Genomic DNA, 21,057 nt, shown 5'->3' with positions numbered 1-21,057 from the left:
TCGCCGTACGTGGGCAAACTGACGCCCCCTCTGCCGCAGGTGATGAGCAGCGTATTTGCAGGTGGTCAAGCTCCATAAACTCTCCCTGCCCTGTTACGTTCGGCCCCTCAACTGTTGTCGCCGAGGTAGTCCGGATTGGTTGCCAGAGCCTCATACATGGCGTGCTGCCAGCAGTTGACGGACGTCGCTGCCCAGCTGGCCGCGGTCTCGTGAAGGTGTTCGCTTACTGCTGCCGGCCCGCCCTTCTGGCGTAACTGTTTCAGGCGTAGCTGTTCTCCAGTTATCTGCCGTGAAGCCTGAGTGCCGTATAGTGTCGCCAGCCGGAACTGTGTGAACTGGTGTCGGATCCGGGCTTGCATCGTCGCGGTAAAGGTCGGATCCGGTTCGGCAAAGTAGAGGAAAGCAACAGGATCGAAAGACACCACCCGCGCGAACAACCACCGGCCGCGGCTCGCATCCTCGAAGTATGGATGCAGGATTTGGGTGGCGGTGGTGGTTGCCACCGCGTCGTTTTTTCGGTGGTTGCATTCGAAGCAGGCCGGGACGAGGTTGTCGGGAACAACCGCCAGCAGTGGATAGCTTGCCTTTGGCAACTGGTGGTCGAGGGTGCTGACGTCCCGGTGCCCACAGAACGGGCAGCGGCCCTGCGGGGCTCGGGCGAGAAGTTCGTCGTAGTGCCGCCGGCCGGCATCGTTCTGGACCAAGCCTCGGTCGTATGCCCATAGTAGGTCCGACCGGACAACGTCGTCATCAGGTTGGTCCTCGAGATCCTTCAGCCGGTGCAGCTCTCCGAAGATGGCTGCGGACTCGTAACGCTCGGCCGCTTCGCGGACATCCTGGCCGCAGTGAGTGAGCCGGACGCGGCGGTCCTTCGAGCGAGAGCTGACGATACATGCTACGTAGAAGTTCAAGACGTCCCAGCCAGCGTAGAGGGGCCGGGGAACAGGCCACATCACAGCTCTCCGCCGCTGTCCCGAATGGCGATCAAGGTCCGCGCGATGGCCTTCGCTTCGGTGCCCAGCCGACCAGCGAAGCGGTCCAGCAGCGTCTCGTACGACATACCGTCGCGGACGGCGGTGCGAATCAGCCGGTGGTAGCCGGAGTCGCTTACCTCTAAGGAGAAGACCTCATGCGTCAGGGTGCCGACGTTCTCTCCGAAGGTCTCCAGGGTGGGCCGTTGCGCGACGGCGAGCGTGCCGTGGCGACGGATAAGTGACACACAGGAGGATGGCACTTCCTGCAGAACGACCGGCGAGTGGGTGGCGACGATCGCGACGCCATTACGGTCTAGAAGAAGGTCGGACAGTGCCCGTACGAACGCGGCGAGCAGTGGCGGGTGCAGATGTGCTTCCGGTTCGTCCAGGACGACGAGGGTGCGTTCGTGGACCTGGTCGACGAGGCGGGTGATGGTGAGCAGCACGATCGCGTGGCCGGAGCTCAGGGTCGCGAACAGGTCCGTGGCCATCGCACGGCGCCGCTCGGCGGACGCCTCTCCGAACTCGGAAATCCAGGAGTCGTCCTCTAGAAACCCGGAGCCGGAGTATCGCAGCGTCTTTACCGCTCTGGTCCAGCGTTCGGCCGCCGGACCGGTCAGGCAGGTGTCTAGGCTCACGGAGAACATTCGAGCCAACTGCTCGCGTCCGAGCGGACCCGAGGTGTAGTCCCCGTCCGGATCGTAGGTTCCGATGTGGACGTAGGGCACGGCCTGGTAGGCCTGCGGGATGGAAACGAACTCGTCGAAGGCGCTGAAAGAGACCGCGACCACGCCGCGGAAGGTATGTCCAGATGCGGTGTTGCGCTCGAAGATTTGCCCGGTGTCAGCCGGGTCGGCGCGCCGGTCGGCAACGGCTCGGACCGTGCTACGCAGCAGATGCGACTTGCCGACGGCGTTGCGCCCGATGAGCACGTGGATATTCGTCGGCGGTTGCTCACCTGGGGTGACGGTAAACTCCAACCTCCGTGACCATATCGGGCCGGTAGTGGAGGGACCATTGGCCGGCTGATATTCGAACTCGTAGGGCGTCACCCGGGCCCCGCCATGAGCGATGCGGCGGAACTGATTCTCCACGACGCCCAACGGAATCCCTCGCAGCAGCGACGTGGTGGTCACGTCGAGGGCCTCCGCACGGACCAGCAGCGCTGAATCGTATGCCACATCCCGCAATGCGGTGAGTACCTGGAGGCGAATTCCCGGGCCAAGCCCGGCGAGCTTCTCGTAGTAGGTGTCATCCTGGCCGAGAGAGAAGTACCGATCGTCCAGGAGTTGGAACCGAGAAGGCAGGTCAGGCCAGGCGGTCCACCCCTCCGGAACGCCAAACCCACCAATCTTGACATTTCCGAGTTCGTGCCAGTTCCCAGCGTCATCGACGATGAGTAGCTGGAACATGGTGACGTACCCGTAATCGTTCCACCGGTCCTTAACCAAGAAGGCCTGCCGCGAAGCTTGCGGCGGAAGGTCGCCCCGTCCGCGCTCGATCTGGGTGAACAGCATGCGATCTCCAGGGGTGTCTGCTGTCAGGCAGAACGCACGGGTGCAAGTCCGGTAGTGCGGGCGCTACACAGTACCCGTGACCGGCGTAGCCACGGTGACGGCCGGGCCAAGCTAGCGTCTGCGGCAAGAGACGCCAGCCATCGGCCCTTCACCTCGCAGGACCATTGGTGAGCTCTCGTTGATCAAACTCGGGGCCTCCGGCGTTACGTCGCATGACGTTGGTCAGCACGGTCCCGGGGGCAGTCAAGCCGTTCTGGCGGCGGCCAACGCGAGCAGTAAGGGCCGCTCAACGGCCCACCCATCGTAGATCTACTTCTGCGGTGCCTGCGGCTGCGCCCGGCAGGCAGGCGAGAACAACGTCCAGCCAAGGATCAGTAGACGCGTATCCGGCAATAACCGCACCATCACGCTGCACACCAACTGTTCCCGGCGCGTACGCATCTGTTTTCGGCGTGGCACCACGACGAGCGTTAGGAAAACTCTAGAGCCCGACCGGGCGCGCAGCTCAGTGTCAAGTCGGACCGAAGGTCGGCACACAAGGTCGGACCGCAAGTCGGCATTCCCAGCCGCTGCGCGCTCGAGGAGTCTGAGCGCACGGAGTGATGACCTCGGATTCGTGAGTTCCGCAGGTTCTGCGGAGGGCGCCGACGATGTCACCTCCCGGCCGCGGTCGAGAGCGCCACTGGCTCGAAGTGGTTCCGCGCCGTTTGTTCGTTGCATGCATGAAGCCGCCGCGAGCCGTAGCGGCTCGAACACGTCGGAGAGGACGGTCATGAGCGTCAGAACGATGAACAGCGAAAGCCTGCGCCAGGCGATGGTCGATCAGCTGGCCGCTGATCATGCCGACAAGGGCCTGACGTTGCGGCCTGAGGTGGAGGCGGCGATGCGGACGGTACCTCGCGAGCTGTTCACGCCGGGCCTTCCTTTGAAGGAGGCGTACGAGAACAGGGCGGTCATCACGAAGCGGCGCGGTGAGGAGAACATCAGCTCGGTATCGGCGCCCTTCCTCATCGCGGAGATGCTCGGCCAGGCGGCCGACGCGCTGGGCGGCCTCCGCGGCCGTCACGTGCTGGAGATCGGTAGCGGCGGCTACAACGCCTCGCTGCTGCGGGAACTCGTCGGCGCGGCCGGTTCCGTGACCACGGTGGACATCGACCCAGACGTGACGGACCGGGCAGTCGCGTGCCTGAAGGCGGCGGGTTACGACGATGTCAAGGTCGTGTGCGCCGATGCTGAACATCCAGTTGATCCCGGCCGCCGCTACGACTTGATCATCGTTACCGCCGGGGCGTGGGACGTCCCGCCGGCATGGCGCGAGCAGCTTAGCGATAACGGCGTCCTGGTGGTGCCGCTACGCACGTTCGGAATGACTCGATCGTGGGCGCTTCGCCGTTCCGGTGCCGACCTGGTCAGCGTGAGCGAGCGGCAGTGCGGGTTCGTGCCGGTGCAGGGCGACGGGGCGTACGACGTGCAGTACGTCGACGTGGCCGACGGGGTCCACCTGCGGCTCGATGAGGGCCAGCGCATTCCGTCTCCGGGCCTCGACGGCCTGTTCGAGACGCCCCGGCAGGAGGCATGGGCCGGAGTAAGCCTGCCGCCTCCCACCGTGCTGGCGGACTTGGACCTCTGGCTTGCAACTCGCATCGCCGCCGCAGGCCAGGAGTTCGTGGTGCTGACCGCCCAGGACACGGCCATCTCGTCCGGCGTCGTCGCGCCGTCGTGGCGGTTCGGGACCCCTGCTGTCCTGCACGACGACGGCACGTTCGCCTACCGGTCGGAGCTGCGGTGGACTGGTGACGCGTTCGATCTGGGCGTGTACGCCCACGGCTCTGACACCTCCGCGGCGGCTGCGGCAGCGGGGCGAATGGTCGAGCACATGCGGGCCTGGGTGAGCGCCGGCTGCCCGGCGCCGGCGCTGCATGTCTTGCCCGCGCAGACCCCCGACGGCGACTTGCCGGCCGGGACGGCCGTGGACAAGCGGCACAGCCGCATCGTCCTGGCTTTCACCAGTGAGGGAAGGGAGTCCTGATGGAGTTCGACGAGTACGAGGTCGGCCAGGAACACGTGGAAGGCGAGCTCAACCTCCGGCTGGTCGACGCCGGCCCGGCGCTGAGCGCGTACGCGACTGCCACCGACGACGGCTGCGGCTCGGGCAACACCGGCTCGAACGCCTGCTCCGGCGGCAGCAAGTAACAGCGACGCCGCGTAGTGGGGTCCGACCTCACGAGGTCGGGCCCCACCCTCACATCCCCTCCTTGCCCCGCCGGTTCTCAGGAGCGCGCGCGATGTTCCGAGCGACGGGTGCAGCCCTGATCAGGGCGGCGTCCTATCCGTCCGATCTGACGCTGCCGACGTGGCCCGACCTGACCGTCGAGCAGCCAAACCAATGGCGGGAATGGCTACAGCGGGCCTGGGCGATACCAGGGTTTCGCCGCTGCCGTTACCCACGCTGCGCCACAGCTGACCGAACAGATCGCCCGCGTACTCGCCGACGAAGCCGTGACCGGGCCGAAACTGCGCCGCGTGGTGGAGGCGACAGTCCGGTACCTCCTCAGGTGGACGACGCGCGCGACCCCGTTCGGTCGATTCGCCGGAGTCGCTCCCGTGCAGCTTGGCCCTCGCGTGGCAGTCCGCTGGGGTGCCGCGCACAGGGAGGTGAAGCGCCCCGATGGCCGGTTCATCGCCGAGCACGCAGCCCGGGCGGAACGGCATCTGCACGTGCTCCGCTCGGTCAGGGTCGTCACGAACCCGATCGGGTATCCGCGCGGGGGTACGTGGGTGGTGCCCTGCGGCCACAGCGACGGTGACCGGATCAGCGACGTGGAAATCGACCTCACTGACCCGGTACGACTGGCGGTGCAGCTCGCCAGCTCACCAATCGCGTTCGCCGACTTGATGGCCCGGATGGCCGAGCGGACCAACACGAACCCGCCCAACGGTGCCGAGCGGCTCCTCGCCGCACTCGTTGCCGCAGGCGTCCTCGTGTCCGAGATCCGCCCACCGGTAACCGTGACCGACCCAGTCGCCTACCTTAGTCAGCACGTTGACCTGCCTGACCCCGGCGAGCGTGTCCAGGTTGACCTGCGCGTCGACTGCTCCGTAACGCTGCCACCGGCCGTGGTCCGCGAGGCGTGCGAGGCCGCAGCAGTACTTGTCAGCGTGGCACCGCGCCTACCGGGCTGGGCCGCCTACCACTCCGCGTTCATCGAACGCTGGGGAGCAGGCGCGGCCGTACCGCTGCGCGACGTCCTGCGCGTCCTGGGCTTCCCCGCTGGCTACCGCGGCTCGGCCCGCCGCGACCCGTCGGGGCTGACTGCCCGCGACGCTCTCCTCGCGGAACTCGCCCAGCACGCGGCCCTGCGGAACTGTGCCGAGGTCGTGCTTGACGCCGAGCTGATCGACCAGTTGCGCGGTGACGACGACCGGCCTCCGGTCCCGCACACCGAACTTCAGTTCACCCTCGCCGCGGCTACGTGCCGGGACCTCGATCGAGGCGACTTCACGCTGACGGTCATCAGCGGCGCCCGCCACGCAGGCGCCGCAGCGGGCCGGGTTCTGCACCTACTCACCCCGTCCGAACTCGCGCTGTTCTCGGACGTCTACACCCACCTGCCAACGGCACTGCCGGGCGCGGACGCCGTACAGATATCCGGCCCTCCACTGGGCAGCCGGTTGGCCGCGCTCGCCCGAGCTCCCGAGCTGCTGCCCGTCCTGCCCGTCGGCGACTTCCACCCCGAACCGCAGTGGACGCTCGCGGACCTGGCCGTCGCAGGTGATGGTCAGCGGCTTTGGCTCGTGTCGCTTACGACAGGCCGGCCGGTCGAGCCCATGCTGCTCAACTGCCTGCTGTTACCGACGCTGCAGCAGCCGCTCATCCGGTTCCTGACGGAGATCCCCATCGCGTGGACGGCACCGTGCGTCCCATTCGACTGGGGCCGCTGCCACAGCCTGCCGTTCCTGCCACGCGTACGACGAGGCCGGTCGATCCTGCACCCGGCCTGCTGGATCATCACTCCAGCAGCACTACCCGAACGTAGTGCGACGTGGCACCAGTGGTGGGCGGCCTGGCAGCGACACCGTCAACAGCACCGGCTACCCGCAGACGTACTCCTTGGCAGCGGTGACACACGGCTACGCCTCGACCTGGACGACACCGCCCACCTGGCGCTGCTGCGCAGCCACCTCAACCGGCACAGACACGCCACACTCACCGAGGCGCCGGGACGGGCCGGCTGGATTGACGGCAGACCCACCGAACTCCTACTCACCCTGACTCGCACCCCGCCGCAGGACGAGCTGCCTCCTCGACCGGCACGGCCCGCCAGCACCGTGCAGCACCGCCCCGGCCAATCGCTTTGGCTGGACGCCCGCCTCACCGGCCGAACCGAGCACATCCTCGCCGACCTGTCGAAACGCCCCCAGGTGTTGCCGGCCGGCTGGTGGTTCCTGCGCTACCCCGATCCAGAACCCCACCTGCGGCTGCGTATCCCACTACGCGACGCCAACCAGTTCGCCGACGTCGCCCGTGACGTTGCCGCATGGGCTGAGCGGCTCGACGAGCAGGGCCTCCTGGCTGACTACAGCCTGGCCACCTACCGGCCCGAGACACGCCACGGCACCGGGCCCACCCTCGCCGCAGCCGAAGCCGTGTTCGCCGCCGACTCCCGCGCCGTCCTCGCGAACCTGACCAGCGACCGGCACGCCACCACCGCCGCCAGCATGCTCACCATCGCCCACGGCTTCACCGGCGACGGCACGCGCTGGATAACCGAACACGTCCCGCACCGCAGCGGCCCCCGCCTGGACCCCACCCAGCTCAGTCACGCCCGCCGACTCCACCAAGACGATGACCTGACGGCGGCGCTCACCATGGCGCTGACGGGTTACCGGGCGCTCGTCGACCGAGACGGCCTCGACCCGGACCAAGTTCTGGCTGACCTGCTCCACCTGCACCACGCCCGCATGATCGGCGTTGACCTCGCATCCGAACGGCACTGTCTGCGCCTCGCCCGCGCCGTCGCCCACACCATCCTCATCCGCGGCGCGTCGTGACCGCAGGACAGTCACTCGCCGACGGGGCAGTCGGCATCGCCCTCTGGCATCTCGAAGCCGGCAGGTGGAACGCGGCGTACGACGCGCTCCAGCAGGCAACCGCCGACGGCGTCAGCGCCGCCGACAACGCCAGCCTCTACTACGGCGTACCCGCGCTCGCGTTCGTCCTCGCCGCGTCCGACCGGCCCGCGCTCACCCGAGCCCAAGCCGTCACCGCAGCCGGGACCGCCACGGTGACCCGCCGTCGCCTGCGCGCCGCTCACCGCCGCATCGACCGACGCCAACAGCCCGCGTACGCCGAATTTGACCTCATCCGCGGCCTGACCGGCCTCGGCGTCGTCCTGCGTCGCATCGGGGAGCGCGACCTCCTCCGCGAGGTACTGACCTACCTCGTACGACTCACCGAACCCATCGGCGCACTCCCCGGCTGGTGGTGCCCACATGGCCCCAACGGCACCGAGCCAGGAACCGCCGGAGGCCACAGCAACCACGGCATCGCCCACGGCATCACCGGTCCACTCGCACTCCTGGCGCTCACCCTCCGCGACGGCATCACCGTCGACGGACACACCCAGGCAATCAATCGCATCTGCCAGTGGCTCGACACCTGGCAACGCCACACCAGCACCGGCCCATGGTGGCCCCAGACCATCACGCTCGACGACCTCCGCCGCGGCGACCCAAGCCAGCGCGGACCGCTCCGGCCGTCCTGGTGTTACGGCACTCCCGGCATTGCCCGCACCCAGCAACTCACCGCGCTCGCCCTCGGCGACAACCCACGCCAGCACCTTGCCGAGAGCGCGCTTATCGCCTGCCTGGAAGACCCGACCCAGATCGGTCAGCTCACCGACCGCAGCCTGTGCCACGGAACCGGCGGCCTCCTTACGACCGCACGCCGCATCGCCGCCGACGCCCGGACACCCATACCCCTCGCGCCACTGCAGCGTCTCCACCAGCAAGCCCCAGGTGGGGCCGGCGAACCCGCAGGCTTCCTCGACGGCACATCCGGCGCGGTCCTAGCCGCGACCGGAACTACGAAGACCTCATGGGACGCCTGCCTGCTCCTCTGCTAAACCGCCACCATCGACCGGACGGCACTCATGGAATCGAACTCCTGGAAGCAGGTCAACGTCGCTTACCCCGGCCCAGACCCCAGGCAACGGGAGAGGCAAGCCGTCGAACACCTCGCCCGCGTGCTACCCGCCGCCGAAGCCGAGGGCCTCATCACCTCGTGGTGGTTCATCCGCAAAGGCCCGTGGCGGATCCGCTACCTCCCCACTACGCCGACCAACGATCCGGTGCACCTACTGCTCACCGACACCGTCAACTGGACCACCGACATCTATGAACCAGAGACCCACGCCTTCGGTGGCGCCGCCAGCATGAACGCAGCCCACGCCCTGTTCCACCACGACAGCCACCACCTCCTGCATTACCTCAGCGACAACCCCGACGACCGGCGGGAACACGCACTCATCCTGTGTACTGTGCTCATGCGCGCGGCCGGCCTCGACATCAACGAGCAAGGCGACGTCTGGGCCAAGATCGCTGATCAGCGCAGCCCATTGGTCAGCCCAGGACCTACACAGGACCCGCGAGCATGGACTGATCTCACCGCCGACGTCCGCCGCCTCCTGCTCGGCTCACCTCGTATAGGCGGCATCGTCAGCGACTGGCTGAACGCCTTCGAAGACACCGGAAAGACGCTGCACACCCTCCGCGAGTCGGGCCGGCTCAGGCGAGGAATACGGGCGATCACCGCCCTACACGCGATCTTCCATATGAACCGCCTCGGAGTCCGTGCGAGCACCCAAGCCACCCTCGCTCGCGCCGCCAAAGAAGCGATCTTCGACGGCGAATCCACCTAACGCGAGAGCGCCTGCTGGCGAATGCCCTGCTCGCCGCGCTCGAGCCTAAGTCTCTTATCGGCGATCACCTGCTGTGACCTTGGAGGCCCGTCCGCGTCCCCACGTCCGATCCGGCCGTAGAGAGCGTCACCGACCTACTCGCCTGATACACCGTGCTCGGCCCGCCCTACGGAGGTCAGGCATGACCGATGCCCGTACCGGTCGTAACGCGAACACTCACCGGAAGTGCGCCTATCCGCGGCCCACGGCAGCACCACCGAAGAGGTTCTCCTAACCAGGACCGCCGGGCGTTCGTCCTGTGGTCGGCCGCCGCGTGGGCTGCGGTTACAGCGCCTCCGGCGGGGGCGCTCCGGCTCCAGGATGGCCGGGGATCGTCCGCGGCTGCCGGCTCAATGGGTGGCTGCGGTGAGGACATCCTGTCTGCCATCGACCCGGGCAAGCCGAGCAGGCCGCCGCCCGGCCCGCCAGCGTACGAACGAGGCGTCGCGGCTCGCGGGCTGCGGCGGGCCGGGCGGCGGCCTGCTCCCCGAAGGGCGGGTCGATGGCAGACAGGATGTTGGGTGTTTCTGGGTTGGCTTGCGCCGACTGGCTGTGTCGCGCGGCCTCCATCAGCCATGGGTATCAACGCGAACGGCGGATCGAGCAGTGCATCGAGCGCGTGGAGGCATGCGGATGCATCGGATCACCCCCGCGTCGCGGGGAGCAGCCCGTGGACCGCTAGGGCACGTCAATGATTGACGGATCACCCCCGCGTGCGCGGGGAGCAGAAGTTCACGGCAACGTTCCGCCTCGACGTGGACGGATCACCCCCGCGTGCGCGGGGAGCAGGAACTTGTCGGCGGCCAGCAGGTCGGCGGGCGGGGATCACCCCCGCGTGCGCGGGGAGCAGGGCTGAAGGCAACTCCTGAGCCTGTTGAGGAGAGGATCACCCCAGCGTGCGCGGGGAGCAGGCCCGATGGAACATCGCCGAGCGGTGCGACGAGGGATCACCCCCGCGTGCGCGGGGAGCAGTACGCGCGGTGGGTGCCGATCTCCGATGGCACGGGATCACCCCCGCGTGCGCGGGGAGCAGCGCATGGCCGCCGAGCGCGCCGACGAGATGTTGGGATCACCCCCGCGTGCGCGGGGAGCAGGTACATCAAACCTGGTCCCGGAGCGGGACTAGCGGATCACCCCCGCGTGCGCGGGGAGCAGATCGCTGGGCTGATCAACGGTATTCGCAGCCGGGGATCACCCCCGCGTGCGCGGGGAGCAGGTTGGTGTCGAGCTGGACATCACCGCCGACGGGGGATCACCCCCGCGTGCGCGGGGAGCAGGCGTGTTCGTCGACCCACGCGGAAAAGCCGTGGGGATCACCCCCGCGTGCGCGGGGAGCAGGGTGCCCCGGGTTGGGCCGGGAACGTTTCACCAGGATCACCCCCGCATGCGCGGGGAGCAGGACCTGTGCCACCTCTGCTACCGCCGCACGCACGGATCACCCCCGCGTGCGCGGGGAGCAGGCGCCGGCTCACCCGATGGGCAAGGCGAACACGGGATCACCCCCGCGTGCGCGGGGAGCAGTTTTATTCCCTCCACCCCGACAGCAAATTTGACGGATCACCCCCGCGTGCGCGGGGAGCAGACTTCTTGACCTGCATCGCTATAGATCAACTTTGCCGTTTTCAATCACGAGGATCCGCAAGATCGTCTCAGTCGGTCTCGGTTCCGGGAGCAAGTATCTCGAGGGTACGACCTCTGCTGCAGCGTAGTTGCTGAGGCTGCAGTACGGCGACTAGCAACGGACGCCCCAACGGCGCCGGGAGGAGGTGGGGCCATGCGCCAGCGCCTATCAAGCGGTGGAGGGAGCCGTGGCCGGGGCACCGAACACCACCTCAGCCGTATGGAGACGCGTCTGATCAGGATGGGGGGCCGAGGGCGCCGGCGGTTAGGCTGTCGCCGATCTCGCGGGCCAGCGCGGCACCGTTCGCTGCGGCCCGGTCAAGTCCGATGCGAAACTCAACAAGCTGGCAGAAGGCTCGTCCGTAGGCTTGCTGCTGGTCTAGCGGCAGTACGGGGATGGCGAGCCGCTTAATGTCGATGCGCAGGGCTCCGCTGCCGGTGCTGGAGGCGCGACCGGCCACGCGCAGGTTGTCTGTACGGGAGATAACGCCGGCGACGAACCACGGATCGAATCGGGTCGGGTCGACGCGAAGCAGCTGAACGCCCGTTCCCAGTTCGGCCCCAACTTGCTCTGGAGTGGCTACTCGGGCGTTGATCTTTCGGCCGATGACTGGGATGAGGATGTCGCCGGCTTGTACTTCCGGTCCGGCGTCGTCGTCGGGGGCACGGGCCGCTGTGCCGGTGGCCGGGGCGCCGGCCAGGACGTCGGCTCCAGTTAATACCAGGCCGTTAGCGAGGGTGTGGGCTGATCGGCTACGGGATATCGCACGCTGTATGGACATGCCGCCCGACCGGACCAAATCGGCGATGTCAGCTTGGGGGGGCTAGCCGAAGGGCTGCTGTTGCCACCTCTTGCACCGCTGGCAGGCTGCGTCGTACCTGTTCCAGGAGGTTATCGAAGTCGCTGATCTTGGCGATGATCTGTGACGGGTTGGTGGTGAGTTCGTCGGATCGTGGCAGGTAGCGCTGCGGTGTGAGGTCGACCTGGTCATCGAGCACTTCGATTGCTGGTACAGCGCGGTGGACGCCGGGCTCTTCGGCGTAGTGGTCGGACAGATAGGCGCGCCAGGCGTTCCCTGCGACGTCGGCGATCGCCCCGGTGGTTGGCGCGGCCGTGGTATCGACAACGAGTAGGGCTCCAGCGTGTGGCTGGCCCAGGTCAGGCAGTCTGAGCACCCAGATGTGCAGTCCGATGCCAGTTGGCGGCATCAGGCCGGCGGGTAGGGCGATGACCGCTTGAAGCGCTCCGTGGCGGACCAGTTCAGCGCGGACGCGACGGCCAGCTGGGCGCAGAGCGGCAGCCGGGGGCATGAGAACAATGGCGGTGCCGCTGGGGGAGAGGTGCGCCAGGGCGTGCTGTACCCAGGCGAGTTCGGGCTCGGTGCGCGGTGGAAGACCGTAGGTCCAGCGGGGGTCGTAGGCCAGGCGATCGTGGCCCCAATCGTGGATGCCGAACGGGAAGTTGGCCACGACGACGTCGGCCCGTAGGCCGGGCATGGCATCGGCGAGCAGGCTGTCGCCGATGTGGACGACGGGCGGCTGCGCTACGTGTCCGCAACGTGTTGCGCGCAGGTGTACGAACCAGAGCCGCAGCAGCGTGATCAGGGCGTACTGAGGGTTGATCTCCTGTGCGTAGCACCGGGTGACGGCGGCGTCCTGCAGTGCCCGGTCGGCGGCCATCCTCAGGATGGATCCGGTGCCGCTGGTGAAGTCGAACGTGCTGGCTCCGGTGCCGGCGAGGTTCAGCAGCACTTCTGCGACGCCGTCTGGTGTGCCGGCAAGACCGGAAAGCGAGTGAGCTGAGGCGACGTACTGGCTGTGCAGGTACTCGAAGGCGGCCTCCGCCTCCTGCTCCCGGCTGAGTTGGTCGACCGCGCTCAACAGGGTGGTGAGCTGCGGTGTCCATTGCTTTGGCAACACATCGTCGACTAGGTCGGCCAGGTCGGGGTCGATGGCGCGCAGGTGCGTGAGGAGCTTCCGAGGGGTAGGCAGGCTGTCGGCTGCGGCCTCGGGTCGATCGGAGCGGATGAGCAGGTAGGCGCCGGCGATGCTGAGCGCGTCACTGATCCGCGCAGCGGGCTGGTAGCTCTCGATGTGTCGCCAGGCCCACTGCTCAGCGCCGGCCTCATGTAGCCGGCCGTGTCGACGGAGCCAGCTCTCAACCCTGTGGCTTCGACGAGGGGTGCCGGCAGCCGGTGAGAGCGGCTGCCGGACGGCATCTCGATTCAGGTCATGGTGTCAGGAGTTCGGCGTGGGGCGAGGCTGATTAACCCGCAGCCGTACGCCTTGCCGTGGCCGATGCCGTGTTGCAGGGCCGCCCGGAAGGCGTCGGCATCGGTGACGACGAGGTGTCCTTCGAAACGTACGGGAGCGACCGTGATGGGGCCCTTTTCACCTGCGCGGCGTTGCCCCGTTGCCGTGAGGCAAGGGGATGGCGACACGTCGGGCTGACCGGTGTGGGTGGAGGGCACCACGAAGCCGTGTTGGCTGCCCTTCCGGATCAGCCATTCGATCTGTTCTTCGGGCTTGTGCCGCGCGATCCTCATGCCGCGTGGGCGTTTGCCGTCCTCAGGCAGCGGCCGGTCGTGGTCGGCAGGGCGTACGACAGTCCGGGTGGGGTTGCCGACGAGACGAAAGGCGAAGGTCCGCCCGGGACCGATGGCATCAAGCAATGGTTGCAGACTGCGTACTTCGGCTGCCTGGGTGAGGTAGTCGGCCGGCAGCCGGCTCCAGTCAGGCTTGGAACTGCTCTGCACGTATTGCACGAACCCGCGGTGGACGCTGTCGAGCCGCCAGAGCACAGATTCCGACTGCCGAGCCGGGGTGCCGTCGGGCATGTTCGGGTACCCGGACATCACGGTCCGATGCATCTGCCGGAGGTCGGCATGGTCACGTCGGAAATCGCGCGAGTAGACATTGATCGTGAGCTTGCTCAGGTACACGCAGATTCCTTCACTGAGATCATCCCGTCCGTCAGCGACACGGAGCCGGTCCGGACGGTGCGGGCGGCGTACCGACGATCCTCCGGCTTGAACGAGAGCGGAACGTCCAGCCGCAATTCGGCGCCGGGTGTGCGGGAGTCGCAGTCAACTACTGTGCGCAGCGGAGTCCGATCGGTACGTCGGCGCTCGGCTTCGCGGACCTCGGGGCGGTCCTCAAGCCACGGGTGGTTGGCCAGCACGGCCTCCATGGGTTGCGGCATCAGGCCGAGCCCGCTGCACATCTGCCCGCCTTCGCTATTTTGAATCAGCGGTCGGGCCGGCGGGAAAGCTCGGCGGCCTAAGAAGAGTGGCCAGACCGGTGCTCCTAGCGCCGCCTCGATGCGGCCGAGCTGTGCGTCGTCATTGCCCTCAAGCACCACGAGGAACACCGCGTCTGCGAGGTAATAGCGGTTGCTGAGCGCCGTCCGATGCCCGCCTCCGGCGGTTGTGGGCACATTCAAAGTGACGTGATAGTCGCGCTCCAGGATGCCTTCCCGATCGACTCTCGTGCCCATCCGTAGCCGGCTGAGTTCGGCGAGCGCGTCGGTGTCGTCGCGGGACACCCCGAGAGCGGCAGCAAGCAAGCCGATTACTCCTGACTTGCTGGGTTCCCGACCGGTGTCGCGGATGCTGCCACGAGACTTGGATCCCCAGGATTGCATCGGCGCGTCGAGGCAGAGCGCCAGGGAATAGGTGGCCATGTTGGTCAGGCCTTCGTCGCGGCCAAGACCCGCGACACCAGCTCGTGCCGACTAGGCGCGATCTCACCTTCCGCGAGACCGTCCAGTTCAGCGGTAACAGAGGCGGCGACAATCGCGCGGATCCCGCCCTCCCCGTAGAAGCGGCGTATGCGATTGAAGTGCCCTAGCAGCGCTCGGGTGGAGGCCACCATGAGGTCGCTCTCGGAGACCGGCTTGAGGAAGGCGTTCGCCAGGTTCCATGCGCCCGAGTCACGAACCACGACCAGGAGCGTCTCGGGCGGCGTGAGGGCAGCCATCGAGTTCTGCTTACCACTGGGCACCGCGTCGATGAACGCGTCCAACCATGCCCGGGTGGCCCGTGCCATCAGGTCAGTGTCCCCACGGAGGTTATGGCTCAGCTGATCGAGGTGAAGGTTGGCGTACCGGTAGTAGCAGGCAGCGTTGAAGTCGACGGTGCCGATCATGTCGGCGCCGGACTCATCGGAGGGTTGCAGGTCGTCGACAGCCGTGAAGTAGTCGTACTCATTGACCACTGCGTGGGTGGAGATGGCGTGTGCGACCTGGGACGCGGCGTTGACGTTGAAGTCCTTGTTGTCGGCAATCATGCGTCCGAAGAGGGCTACGTCGACGACGCGGCTGGCGTCGAGGATCCGTGCTGCTGCCTCAAGTGTCGGCTTGTCGGGCCTGACTTTGCTCTTCTTTTCCTCGGTCGAGTCGTCCTTCGAGCTGTCAGCCTTCTTCTTCTCGGCGGCTTTTGCCCGGGCCGCCGCGTCGGCGGCCAGTGGGCCCCAGTCACGCTCGCAGTAGTCGGCGAGTAGACCCACAGCGTCGTTACCGACGAAGAGCAGGTACTCGGTGAGTGCGGGTCGGCGCTTGTCAAGCCCCAAGCCAAGGGCCAGCAGCGCCGATGAGGCAACGCCGACTGCCTCGTCACGGTTGCGGCCGCGCTCTTCGAGCAGGGCGGCGGTACTCGCCACGAGTCGCTTGGTGCGGACTCCGGTCTCGCCGGCCTCGAGCCCGTGGCGCTGAAAGAGCAGCCGTGCCGAACGCTTCAGCGATTGGCTGGAGATGCGGCCTCGCAACTGACCGCCGAAGGTGGCGGTCTTGGGCTGGCCGACGTCGTCACGGTTGAGGTTGCTGACCGGGAAGGACTGCAACAGGTGCAACTCGATGATCACTATTTCTCCTGGTTAGGCATCGATCGGCTCCGCAGTGGCGTCTGCGGTCGGTTCTGGTTCGGTCGTTGAGGTCTGCCCGGCCCTGGGCCGGCGCTTCGGTTTGTGGTAGTCCCGTGCCCAGTTGAGTCGAATGCGGTGGGTTTCTTCGCGGGATGGCCGCATCGCAGCCAGGTCGTTGAGCAGGCGCAGGTAGTCGATGGAGACGTCGGCGGAGCGCAGGAGCTGGACGGCCTGTCGCAGATAGTGCGGCATCGCTGCCGGTTCGACTGACAGCAGCTGAGTGAACCGGCGCGCCGCTGAGGGGCGCTTCTCGACGAGTTCCTGCATCGCGGTGCCGAGGCTCCTCCCTCGAACGGTGTTGCCGTGCGGATGCAGCGCGAACAGGCCGGCGACCAGCAGCCAGAGGTCCTGTTCGCGAAGCGGCGGCTCGTGCGGGAAGACGACGTCGTAGGCTTCGACTTCCTGCTGCTGGCCGGCGAAGGACCGACGAAGCCGGGCTAGCGTCTGACGAGCTTCCCCCGATAGGTGGGGGTTGCCCGAGGTGACGGCGTAGTGCAGTCGGTAGAGGTGGCGGATGAAAGCTTCCCGCCGTTGGACAACGGTGAAGTTGGAGTCCATCGTGCTGTCTCCTAGTCGATGAAGCCGGCGAGGTGTCCGCGGTACGCCCTGAGTTCGTCGTCGAGCTGATCGGTGAACCGCCCGTAGCACTCGCCGGCGACCTCAAGGTTGCGGCCCTGCCGCGGAGAACCCTCGGCCCACCGGACTGCGGCCTGACTCGCGATTTGCCGAATGGCGCTGGCCCAGGCCTGTGTGGCTCGGGTCAAACTCGTACCGGTCTGAAGTCCAACGGCAATCGCTTGAAGAAAGCTATCGAAGGGCCGGGACAAGCGTGGCCAGTACGCGAGGTCCAAGCTAGATGAGGCGGCAGCGCGGAATTGGGCCCGATGGTCGCGTTCCATTTGCGTCAACGCGCTGCCGACGAGGTTGGCAAGCTCGATGCTGTAGCCGATGACTGGGCCGGCGACTTTGAAGTCTGCCCGCAGCAGTGCGACCGGCGCCGCGACTGTCTCCTCCAATGCCTGCTGGATGACCGACCCCTTGCTGTCGAGCTGCTGGCCGAAAATTCTGAGGGTGTAGACAGCGTCCGTGGCGATGTAGCCGCCTGCGGCCATGCTCGCGATGTGGTCGAGGGTCGGTGGTCGCTGCCAGTGCCGCTCCTCTCCGCCGATCGGGGCGAGGAGAAGTTCCTGGCTGAATCGCCACACGCCGCGGTGCTCCTGTAGGCGCATCGGGTACCACGGACCATAAGTCGGCTTGCTTACCTTTTCCTTAGTGCTGCGCCCTTGACGTGTTCTTGCACGCCGGTGTGCTGCCATCCATTCGTTGTCTTCCGGGTCGCCGGAGAGTCGGGTTCCTGGGGTGATGACGACTCGATCCACGTACATGATCCCGTCGTACTGCCGAGGCACCAGCCAAACGCGTCGGCTGGGCCAGGTGAGCAGGTCGGTCCAGCCCTTGGGGTGTCGTTTGTCTGGCTCAGGTCGGGGTGGATCGGCTTCCCAGACGGGTCGGTCGTCGGCACCGGTGTTGCGCGGCATCTCTTCGCCTGGGAGGTAGGGCATGAGGTTGAGCAGCAAGGTCTCCTTGAGATTGCTGCCCTCTACCAGGACCAGGCCCATGCCGTTGGCAGGTGCGACCTGTGAAGACTTGTCTTTGGCGTACGGCGTCTTCATCCCGCCCGGGTCATACGCCTGCAGGGTGACCAGCCAGCGGGCTGCCTCCGCGGGTGACAGGCGTACTTCATCGGTTGCGGTGGTGTGGTCGAAGAGCGTCGTGTTATTGCCAACGGCCAGATACGGCACCAGCTTCGCCGCACTGGCGGGGGTCACCTCGGCCACAGCGGGACACTGGAAGAACGGACGCTCACTGTCGAACAACTCGAACCATCGGGTTTGGAAGCGCTGCCCTGCGCCACCTCGGGATTGGGTGGGGGACGGCAGCTGCTCGGCTTGCCAGAGGGCACCCCACTCCTCCTCGCCGACCGGCCCATAGACGCGGTGCATCAGGGCCAGGACCAGCCGGTGAAGGGCCGCCGTCATCGGTGGCGTGTGCCCGAGGATTCGCCGGATCAGGTGAGCCTTCGTCAACAGCGTGACGAGATCCACCTCGTCAGGATGGTCGTCGGCTTCGCTTGTGCTGTCCAGCCAGACGACCGGAAGCCAGGGCTCCTCGGCCAGGTTGAAACGCATGGTTCATCCGTCCTGATCTTGGTTGACGTCACGGTCGGCCTCGGGGTCGGCGATGCGAAGGCCGGTGGCATCGGAGTACCGCACTAACAGGCCGCCAGCGAGCCCGTTGCCGTCTCGCACGATCACTGGTCGGGAAGCAGCAAGCCATGGCGACGCGGCGAAGAGCGCCGGTACCGGAATCGCGCGGAGGCTGTCGCGGACGAAGAGGGAGCATCCTTCACCCGCGGTCACCCGCACCGTGGAATCCATCAACTCAGACAGCAGATCCGGTCCTGGTGGTTCCTCGTCGCAGAGATCAACTAGGATGCTCCCGGATACAGGAACCGTGTGACCGTCCAGGGTACGTAGCACGACCACGTCGACCCAGTCGTCGAGGAAGAAGGCGCCTCCGAAATCAGCCATTACGCCGCCCGCGCCCGTCGGGCTTCCGGGTCTGGCCGGTGTACCTCGGGTGTCTCGTCAGATCGAGGACCGCGCCGGGCTTAGTCGGGGGCGGTAGATAGAGCGCCGTCGCGAGCTTCCGCTCAACTTCCCTTGCGGCGTCGAGCTTGTCTTGTGCCACGTGCCATCGCGCTTTCCACGCCGGGGGATACGTGATGGTGTCGGGATCTGAGTAGACGGCATCGACGAGTTTGGGCACATCGTCCGGCATCCGCAGGCGCCGTCGCTCGCGCAGCAGGGCCCAGGTGCGCAGCAGGACCATGTCCTGATAGATCAAGACCGTGTAGCTGGGCCAATCCGGCCCCGAAGCCTTGTCGGTGACCCCGATCAGTACGAGAACAGGTGGAGCGAGCGGATCGCTCGGTCGGAAGCGGTGCAGCCGCCCGGCGCGCTGGATCAGGCTGTCAACGGGAGCTAGGTCACTGGCCATCGAATCGAAGTCGAGGTCCAAACTCTGCTCGAGAACCTGAGTACCGACGACGATGTACCCAGCACGACCGGCACGTTGACCATCCCGGCCAACAATCCGCCGCAGCTCCATTTCGACATCGGCGCGTGCTGCTGTCGACAGTTGGCCGGTGATCGAGACGATTCGCGGCCGGTCGCGCTCGGGCAGCGCTGCCGCTGCGGTTTCCAACAACGCCACGGTGTGATCGACGCGTCGTACGAGGTTGTGGATTACCGCGACAGCGTGCCCTCTGCCGGCCTGCTCCAACGCCCAGCCTGCGAGATCGTCGTCTGGAAGGTGCAGCAGGTCGACGTCGCGGGCGGCGTTAGCGCTCGACGCCTCGGCGTGGATGACATCCGGGGTGCCGGTCTCATCCACCCACACAGCGTGCGGGTAGGCGAGCGGTGGCAGATCGAGCTCGGCCTGGTCCGGACGGCAATGGCGGACACCGGCATACCAGCTGCGGAGCAACTCTTCGCGGCGAAGTCGGGGAAGGGTCGCCGACAGCAAGATCACAGGCACACCGAGCCAGCCCAACCATTGCAGCAGACGATCCAGGATCGTCGACATGTAGACCTGGTATCCGTGCACCTCGTCGACGATCAGCACCCTGTTGGACAGGCCGACCAGGGGAACCGGCGCCCATGGGGAGCGGATACCGCCCTGCAGCACCCGATCGATGGTGCCCACGGCAAGCGGGGCGAGGAGAGCCCGAAGCCGGGTGAACCATTCCTGGACCGCCAGGTCCTGGCTGCCGGCGGGGTCGTCGGTGCCGATGTTCTCCGGGCTGACCGCCTCGCTCCGCGCGGCCCGGACCCGGCGGTCGGCCAGGTACTCGCCAGCCGTGCCATGCAGGAGCTTGACCGACAGAGTCTGGTCGAGCTTCTTCACCAGGTCGTCGACCTCATCGAACATCTGGTTGCTCGTCGCTCGCGTCGGCATCGCGACGAAGAAGCCGGCCAACCGGAGTTCATGGATCAGGCTGATGGCCGACTGCAATGCAGTCCGTGTCTTGCCATCACCGGTAGGCGCCTCAACGACGAGGATGCCCGGTCGAGACTTGGTGACGAGCCTGTCTTCGACAGCCCTCTGCAACGGCCGAGGCTGCTGGCCGAACAGGTACTGGAAGCTGAGATCTTCGACTGGTGCCCATGCCGACCATCCGAGCCGATCAACGACCTGCTCGACCGCACGGTCCCGCGACAGCTGAACATATGCCCTCATGTCGACACCACCGCCGGCGTGGGTCGCCTTGCTGATGGAACCGGACGCGATCCAGTCGCTCACCGTCGTTAATCCGGCCAGCGCGACCGCAGCGCCCGTCCCGAGCGTCACGTCCGCCCATGCGACGGTACGGGGATCAGGAAGCCCCAGCAGCGATGCTGTGTGGCAAAACAACTCTTCAGCCCAACCGGCCCACCGATGTCCGCCGTGATCGAAGACGGCCGCTTCGACGTCACGGAGGACCTGGTCAGAGAAGAAGGCGCCGTGGTGGCCGCCGAGAACCTGAGCAAGAACGCGGGCCGTGCCGGGCTTCGCACCCCAGCCTTGGAGCAGGCGGCGGATGTGGAATGCGGTCAGGATGCCGTGAAAAGTGTCCGTGCGCCTGGAGCCGCTGCGCAGACGACCCAACCTGTCAGTCTCCTGCACAGCCTCAGGCGGAAGCAGCCTTGCTGCCACGTCCGCACGGAGCGCCTGGAACGCGGGTGACAGCTTCCCCAGGTCATGCAGGCCGCACAGCAGAGCTACCCACTGAGCCGTGGTACCGCCGAGCGGTTCGAAGGCTGCATCAAGTTCCCGCCGACTCGCGGAGCTGAGCAACCGCTCGTAGAGCAACTCGGCGACGGCGGCGGTATCGATGGTGTGGCAGATCAGAGGGTGCGGGATGGTCTCCTCGCCCTGCTTCGCGGCACCAGCCTTTCCCCAGAAGACTCGAACGTCGACTCGCTCAGGATCCGACACCACACCCGTCACTCAGCTTTGCTCCAC

15 protein-coding genes, 1 pseudogene and 1 CRISPR repeat array are annotated in these 21,057 nt (G+C 66.8%); of the genes and pseudogenes, 5 read left to right on the top strand and 11 right to left on the bottom strand.

The annotated features are described in order from the left end of the window. Positions 1 to 107: 107 nt before the first annotated feature. Positions 108 to 911 carry an HNH endonuclease gene (locus IF46_RS0109485; protein ID WP_157562805.1) on the bottom strand — a complete coding sequence of 268 codons (804 nt, stop codon included), beginning with the start codon at positions 909 to 911 and terminating at the stop codon, positions 108 to 110. A gap of 41 nt (positions 912 to 952) precedes the next feature. Then, complete coding sequence (locus tag IF46_RS0109480; RefSeq protein ID WP_030487923.1) at positions 953 to 2,491, bottom strand: AAA family ATPase; 1,539 nt, start codon at positions 2,489 to 2,491, stop codon at positions 953 to 955. A gap of 772 nt (positions 2,492 to 3,263) precedes the next feature. On the opposite strand from IF46_RS0109480, the gene fxlM reads away from it, so the two are divergent. The 5 genes and pseudogenes from fxlM (at position 3,264) to IF46_RS0109455 (ending at position 9,411) form a co-directional block, all read left to right on the top strand. Next, complete coding sequence (gene fxlM / locus IF46_RS0109475) at positions 3,264 to 4,520, top strand: methyltransferase, FxLD system (protein ID WP_030487922.1); 1,257 nt, start codon at positions 3,264 to 3,266, stop codon at positions 4,518 to 4,520. After that, positions 4,520 to 4,684 carry an FxLD family lanthipeptide gene (locus tag IF46_RS33700; protein ID WP_084597841.1) on the top strand — a complete coding sequence of 55 codons (165 nt, stop codon included), beginning with the start codon at positions 4,520 to 4,522 and terminating at the stop codon, positions 4,682 to 4,684. The genes fxlM and IF46_RS33700 overlap by 1 nt, the downstream gene beginning before the upstream one ends. A 92-nt stretch (positions 4,685 to 4,776) precedes the next feature. Beyond that, positions 4,777 to 7,543: pseudogene (locus tag IF46_RS32400) on the top strand (lantibiotic dehydratase). Beyond that, positions 7,540 to 8,616: a lanthionine synthetase C family protein gene (locus IF46_RS0109460; RefSeq protein WP_030487921.1), complete on the top strand. Its 1,077-nt coding sequence runs from the start codon at positions 7,540 to 7,542 to the stop codon at positions 8,614 to 8,616. The pseudogene IF46_RS32400 and the gene IF46_RS0109460 overlap by 4 nt, the downstream one beginning before the upstream one ends. 27 nt (positions 8,617 to 8,643) lie before the next feature. Next, complete coding sequence (locus IF46_RS0109455; protein WP_030487920.1) at positions 8,644 to 9,411, top strand: thiopeptide-type bacteriocin biosynthesis protein; 768 nt, start codon at positions 8,644 to 8,646, stop codon at positions 9,409 to 9,411. Positions 9,412 to 10,150: 739 nt separating this feature from the next. Then, positions 10,151 to 11,032: direct repeats of the CRISPR family, unit length 28 nt; unit sequence GGATCACCCCCGCGTGCGCGGGGAGCAG. A 274-nt stretch (positions 11,033 to 11,306) separates the two neighbouring features. Here the strand turns inward: IF46_RS0109455 and IF46_RS35135 are convergent. The 9 genes from IF46_RS35135 to IF46_RS0109410 form a co-directional block, all read right to left on the bottom strand. Next, positions 11,307 to 11,852, bottom strand: a complete 546-nt coding sequence (locus IF46_RS35135) for a hypothetical protein (RefSeq protein WP_232233987.1) — start codon at positions 11,850 to 11,852, stop codon at positions 11,307 to 11,309. 28 nt (positions 11,853 to 11,880) lie between these two features. Continuing rightward, positions 11,881 to 12,990 (bottom strand): HsdM family class I SAM-dependent methyltransferase, encoded by a 1,110-nt coding sequence (locus IF46_RS35130; protein WP_051723791.1) that lies wholly within the window; start codon positions 12,988 to 12,990, stop codon positions 11,881 to 11,883. A 305-nt stretch (positions 12,991 to 13,295) separates the two neighbouring features. After that, a complete protein-coding gene (gene cas6e, locus IF46_RS0109440) occupies positions 13,296 to 14,012 on the bottom strand; it encodes a type I-E CRISPR-associated protein Cas6/Cse3/CasE (protein WP_030487917.1) in 717 nt (238 codons plus the stop codon). Further along, positions 14,003 to 14,752 (bottom strand): type I-E CRISPR-associated protein Cas5/CasD, encoded by a 750-nt coding sequence (gene cas5e / locus IF46_RS0109435; protein WP_030487916.1) that lies wholly within the window; start codon positions 14,750 to 14,752, stop codon positions 14,003 to 14,005. The genes cas6e and cas5e overlap by 10 nt, the downstream gene beginning before the upstream one ends. Before the next feature lie 5 nt (positions 14,753 to 14,757). Continuing rightward, the gene (cas7e, locus tag IF46_RS0109430; RefSeq protein ID WP_030487915.1) at positions 14,758 to 15,930 is read right to left on the bottom strand and encodes a type I-E CRISPR-associated protein Cas7/Cse4/CasC; all 1,173 of its coding nucleotides are present in this window, start codon (positions 15,928 to 15,930) and stop codon (positions 14,758 to 14,760) included. 12 nt (positions 15,931 to 15,942) lie between these two features. Continuing rightward, positions 15,943 to 16,548: a type I-E CRISPR-associated protein Cse2/CasB gene (gene casB, locus IF46_RS32390; RefSeq protein WP_051723790.1), complete on the bottom strand. Its 606-nt coding sequence runs from the start codon at positions 16,546 to 16,548 to the stop codon at positions 15,943 to 15,945. 11 nt (positions 16,549 to 16,559) lie between these two features. Continuing rightward, on the bottom strand, positions 16,560 to 18,179 hold the full coding sequence (gene casA, locus IF46_RS0109420) for a type I-E CRISPR-associated protein Cse1/CasA (RefSeq protein WP_030487913.1): 1,620 nt from the start codon (positions 18,177 to 18,179) through the stop codon (positions 16,560 to 16,562). A gap of 3 nt (positions 18,180 to 18,182) precedes the next feature. Then, positions 18,183 to 18,581 (bottom strand): hypothetical protein, encoded by a 399-nt coding sequence (locus tag IF46_RS0109415; protein WP_030487912.1) that lies wholly within the window; start codon positions 18,579 to 18,581, stop codon positions 18,183 to 18,185. Next, on the bottom strand, positions 18,574 to 21,042 hold the full coding sequence (locus IF46_RS0109410; RefSeq protein WP_084597840.1) for a CRISPR-associated helicase/endonuclease Cas3: 2,469 nt from the start codon (positions 21,040 to 21,042) through the stop codon (positions 18,574 to 18,576). Before IF46_RS0109410 ends, IF46_RS0109415 begins: the two co-directional genes overlap by 8 nt. Between the last annotated feature and the right edge of the window lie 15 nt (positions 21,043 to 21,057).

Source organism: Micromonospora chokoriensis, from assembly GCF_000718555.1.
GTDB classification, from domain to species: Bacteria; Actinomycetota; Actinomycetes; order Mycobacteriales; family Micromonosporaceae; genus Micromonospora; species Micromonospora chokoriensis_B.
Note: the sequence above shows the minus strand (reverse complement) of the source record. Positions and strands in the feature narration are given on the sequence as shown.